The following is a 5,323-nucleotide window of genomic DNA, read 5'->3' as shown; positions in this document are numbered from 1 at the left end:
GTGGACTACCTCGGCCGTGTCGACCACCAGGTGAAAATCCGTGGTTTCCGTATCGAACTGGGCGAGATCGAAGCGCGCCTGCGAGAGCAGGACAACGTCGGTGAAACCGTGGTGGTGGCCCAGGACGGTCCCACCGGCAAACACCTGGTGGCTTACGTAGTGCCTGCCGACGCCGGCCTGGCCGACGAAAGCGGTTTGCGCGACAGCCTGCGCCGTGCCCTCAAGGCGCGCCTGCCGGACTACATGGTGCCGGCGCACTTCATGTTCCTCGCGCAAATGCCGCTGACCCCCAACGGCAAGCTCGACCGCAAGGGCCTGCCCGAACCGGACGCGAGCCTGTTGCAACGAGCCTACGTGGCCCCGGAAACCGAACTGGAACAGCAGATCGCCGCGATCTGGGCCGACATATTGCGCCTGCCGCACGTGGGCTTGAACGACAACTTCTTCGAAGTGGGCGGGCACTCCCTGCTGGCTATCCAGATTACCTCGCGGGTCCAGGCCGAGCTGGGCCTGGAAGTGCCGTTGGTGGAAGTGTTCCAGACCGACACGCTGCGCGCCTACGTGCAGGCCGCCGCCACCTTCAGCGCGGGCACCGCAGAAGATTTTGATGACCTTCGTGACTTTTTGAGCGAACTAGAGGCGATTTGACCCATGCTTTCCAACCCCAATATTGATCTGGTCTCGCGCTTTCTTCGCCTGCCGCTTGAACAGCGCGAGCAGTTTTACCAGCGCCTGCAAAGCCGCGGCATGAGCTTCGCCCAATTGCCCATCGTATCGGTCCGCGAAGAAGGCCAGGCCCTGCCGCTGTCCTATGCGCAGGAGCGCCAATGGTTTCTCTGGCAACTCGACCCGGACAGTGCCGCCTACCATATCCCCGGCGTCCTGCGCCTGACGGGCAACCTGGATAAAGACGCGCTGCAACGCAGCTTCGACAGCCTGCTGGCGCGTCATGAAAGCCTGCGCACGCGCCTCAACCTGGAGGGCGAGCAGCGTTCCCAGGTGGTGTTGGAACAGGCGCGCATCGAGCTGCTTGAAACCGCCGTGGACGAGGCCCGATTGCAGGACCGCGTGCAGGCGGAAATCGCCCGGCCGTTCGATCTGCAGCACGGCCCTCTGTTGCGCCTGAGCCTGTTCAAACTGAGCGAACAGGAACATGTGCTGGTGCTGGTGCAGCACCATATCGTCTCGGACGGCTGGTCCATGGGCGTCATGGTGCAGGAACTGCTGCAGTTCTACGCGGCGTACAGCCAGGGTTTCGACTGCCCGCTGCCACCGCTGCCGATCCAGTATGCCGACTACGCCCTGTGGCAGCGCCGCTGGATGGAAGCCGGCGAGAAGGCGCGCCAGCTCGGCTATTGGTGCGAACAGTTGGGCGGCACCCAGCCGGTACTGGAGTTGCCGCTGGACCACCCGCGCCCGGCCCGGCAGAGCTATCGCGGGGCCCGTCACGATGTGGCGCTGGAGCCCGCGCTGGTCGCGACCCTCAAGGCCCTGGCAAAACGCGAAGGCGTGACGTTGTTCATGCTGTTGTTGGCGTCGTTCCAGACCTTGTTGTACCGCTACAGCGGCCAGTCCGATATCCGCGTCGGCGTGCCGAATGCCAACCGCAATCGGGGCGAGACCGAGGGCCTGATCGGCTTTTTCGTCAACACCCAGGTGCTCAAGGCTGACCTCGACGGCCAGATGACCTTCAGTCAGGTGCTGGCCCACGTCAAACAGCGTGCGCTGGAGGCTCAGAGTCATCAGGACCTGCCGTTCGAGCAACTGGTGGAAGCGCTGCAACCGGAGCGCAGCCTGAGTCACAACCCGCTGTTCCAGGTGATGTTCAACCACCAGACCCAGTCCCGTGCATCGGCCGGCGCCCATCAGTTGCCGGGCCTGGTGGTGCAGACGCTGGAGAGCGAAGAGCACAGCACCCAGTTCGACCTGAGCCTGGACACCGAAGAAACCGAGCAAGGGCTCTGGGCCTCGTGGACCTACGCCACCGACCTGTTCGAAGCTCGCACCGTGGCGCGCATGGCCCGGCACTGGCAACGTCTGCTGCACATTCTGGTCACCGGCGATGTGCAGGTGCGCATCGAGCATATGGCGATGTTGGCGGCTGACGAACAGCAGCAGATGGTGCACACCTGGAACCACAGCGCCGCCGCGTTCGAAAGCGCGGTCGGCGTGCATGGCCTGTTTGAAGCCCAGGCCCGGCAACGTCCGCACGCCGTTGCGCTGTGTCTGGACGAGCAGTCCCTCAGCTACGACGCCTTGAACCGCCGGGCCAACCAGTTGGCCCACTACCTGATCGATCAGGGCGTCGGCCCCGAGGTGATGGTGGGCGTCGCGGTGGAGCGCTCGTTCGACATGGTCGTCAGCCTGCTGGCGATCCTCAAGGCTGGCGGCGCCTACGTGCCGCTCGATCCCCACTACCCGCGCGAGCGCCTGCTGCACATGGTGCAGGACAGCGGCGTGCGCCTGGTGCTGTGCCATTGCGCCCAGACACTGGCGCTGGCGCCCGACGTGCAGCGCCTGGATATCGACCACGCCGACGCGGCCCTGCAGGCCTGTGCACAAGACAATCCGCAGGTCGCCCTCGACCCGCACAACCTCGCCTATGTGATCTACACCTCCGGCTCCACCGGCAAACCCAAGGGCGTGGCGATCCATCATCGCGCACTTACTGAATTTTCCAGCATCGCCGCCGGCTATTCGCAGTTGACGGCGGATGATCGGGTGCTGCAATTCGCGACCCTCAATTTCGACGGGTTCGTCGAGCAGCTTTACCCGGCCCTGACCCACGGCGCCACGGTGGTCTTGCGCGGTGCCGAGCTGTGGGACAGTGGCCGGCTGTACGCCGAAATCATCCGCCAGGGCATTACCCTGGCGGACCTGCCGACGGCCTATTGGAACCTGTTCCTGCTCGATTGCCTGGCTGCCGGGCCGCGTAGCTACGGTGCATTGCGCCAGGTCCATATCGGCGGCGAAGCGATGCCGCTGGAAGGCCCGGCCCAATGGGTGAAAGCTGGCCTGGGGCACGTGCGCTTGCTCAATACCTATGGCCCTACCGAAGCGACCGTGGTGTCCAGCGTGCTGGACTGCACGACGGCAGACGAAGTGATTGGCGCCACAGCCAGCCCGATCGGCCGCGCGCTGCCGGGCCGTGCGCTGTATGTGCTGGACCGCGACCTGAACCTGACGCCATTGGGCGCGGTGGGCGAGTTGTACATCGGCAGCCCGTGCGGGCTGGCCCGGGCGTACCTGAACCGACCGCTGCTCAGCGCCGAACGTTTCGTGCCGGACCCTTTTGGTGCCAGCGGCGAGCGCCTGTACCGCAGCGGCGACCTCGCGCGTTATCGCGCGGACGGAGTGATCGAGTACGTCGGCCGCGTCGACCATCAAGTGAAGATCCGGGGTTTCCGCATCGAGCTGGGCGAAATCGAGGCACTCTTGCTGGCCCAGCCTGGCGTTCGCGAAGCCGTGGTGGTGGCGGCCGATAACCAGCTGATCGCCTACCTGGTGGCCGACCCGCAGGACGCCGACACGCTCAAGCGCCAGATGCGCGAGCAACTGCCCGACTACATGGTGCCGGCGCACCTGCTGTTCCTTGAGCGCATGCCCCTCAACCCGAATGGCAAGCTCGACCGCCAGGCCTTGCCGCAACCCGATGCCAGCCAGTCGCGACAGGCCTGGGTTGCACCGGTCACCGAGCTTGAGCAGCACATCGCGGCGGTGTGGGCCGAAATCCTCGGCGCCGAGCGCGTGGGGCTGAACGACCATTTCTTCGAGATGGGCGGGCACTCGTTGCTGGCGATGCGGGTCGTCTCTCAGCTGCGCCAGTTACTCGGTCGCGATGTACCGTTGCGCTGCCTGTTCGAGCAGCCGCGCCTGGACGCGTTTGTCGCCAGCGTACTGGCGCAGGCGCCAGGCGCCGCACCGTTGGCGCCGCCGCTCACGGCGGTGGGGCGCGAACATCCGCTGCGGTTGTCCTACGCCCAGGAGCGGCAATGGTTCCTGTGGCAACTGGACCCGGACAGCGCGGCTTACCATATCCCCAGCGCCTTGCGCCTGCGTGGCCAGCTGGATATCGCTGCGCTGCAACGCAGTTTCGACACCCTGGTGGCCCGTCACGAAAGCCTGCGCACCCAGGTGCAGCAGGCGGAAGAGGGCGCGGTGCAGGTGATTCTTGCGCCGGCGCCGCTGCCGATCACCTTTGCCGACGTCGACGAGGCCGGCGTGCAGGCGCGGGTCGAAACGGAAATCGCGCGCCTGTTCAACCTGCAACAGGGCCCGCTGCTGCGCGTGAGCCTGTTGCGCCTGGCGGCGGATGAGCATGTGCTGGTGCTGGTGCAGCATCACATCGTCTCTGACGGCTGGTCGATGCAGGTGATGGTCGATGAGCTGGTGCAGCTCTACGCCGCTTACAGCCAGGGCCAGGACCTGCAGCTACCGGGCCTGCCGATCCAGTACGCCGACTATGCGCTGTGGCAGCGTGACTGGATGGAGGCGGGGGAAAAGACGCGCCAGCTCGATTACTGGCGCGAGCAACTGGGCGGCGAGCAGCCGGTGCTGGAGCTGCCGTTCGATCACCAGCGCCCGGCCCAGCAAAGCCATCGCGGCGCACGCCTGGAGGTGCTGCTGCCGGACGCCCTCACGGCTGGCCTCAAAGCCTTGGCCCAGGCCGAGGGCGTGACGATGTTCATGCTGCTGCTGGCGTCGTTCCAGGCCCTGTTGCATCGCTACAGCGGCCAGCAGGATGTGCGGGTCGGCGTGCCGATTGCCAACCGTAACCGGGTCGAGACCGAGCGCCTGATCGGCTTCTTCGTCAACACCCAGGTGCTCAAGGCCGACATCGACGGGCACACCACCTTCAGCCAATTGCTGGCGCAGGTCAAACAACGTGCATTGGAGGCCCAGGCCCACCAGGACCTGCCGTTCGAGCAATTGGTGGAGGCCCTGCAACCGGAACGCAGCCTGAGCCTCAACCCGCTGTTCCAGGTGATGTTCAACTTCCAGACTGACGGGCCTGCCGCCGAGGCGCCCTCGCTGGCGCAACTGGCATTCGAAAACCTCAGTTGGGAAACACGCACCGCGCACTTTGACCTGGACCTGGACGCCCACGACAGCCGTGAAGGCCTGTGGGCCTCGCTGGGCTACAGCACCGACCTGTTCGAGCGCAGCACCATCGAGCGCATGGCGCGCCATTGGCAAAATCTCTTGCAGGCGATGGTGACCGATCGGCAACAAAACATCGGCCAGTCGAACCTGCTGGACGCGGATGAGCAGCAACACATCCTGCACCTGTGGAACCAGGCTGACGCCGGCTTCCCGAACCAGC

2 protein-coding genes are annotated in these 5,323 nt (G+C 65.5%); both read left to right on the top strand.

Going from position 1 to position 5,323, the window contains the following annotated elements:
* On the top strand, positions 1–648 hold a 648-nt coding region (locus CQ041_RS26050), incomplete at its 5' end, for a phosphopantetheine-binding protein (protein WP_146116880.1).
* Between the two features lie 3 nt (positions 649–651).
* Positions 652–5,323: non-ribosomal peptide synthetase (locus CQ041_RS26045; protein WP_146116879.1), on the top strand; the 4,672-nt coding region annotated here is incomplete at its 3' end.

Origin of the sequence: Pseudomonas sp. MYb60 (genome assembly GCF_002979555.1) — a bacterium.
Lineage (GTDB): Bacteria > Pseudomonadota > Gammaproteobacteria > Pseudomonadales > Pseudomonadaceae > Aquipseudomonas.
This window is presented reverse-complemented; position numbering and strand designations above follow the sequence as displayed.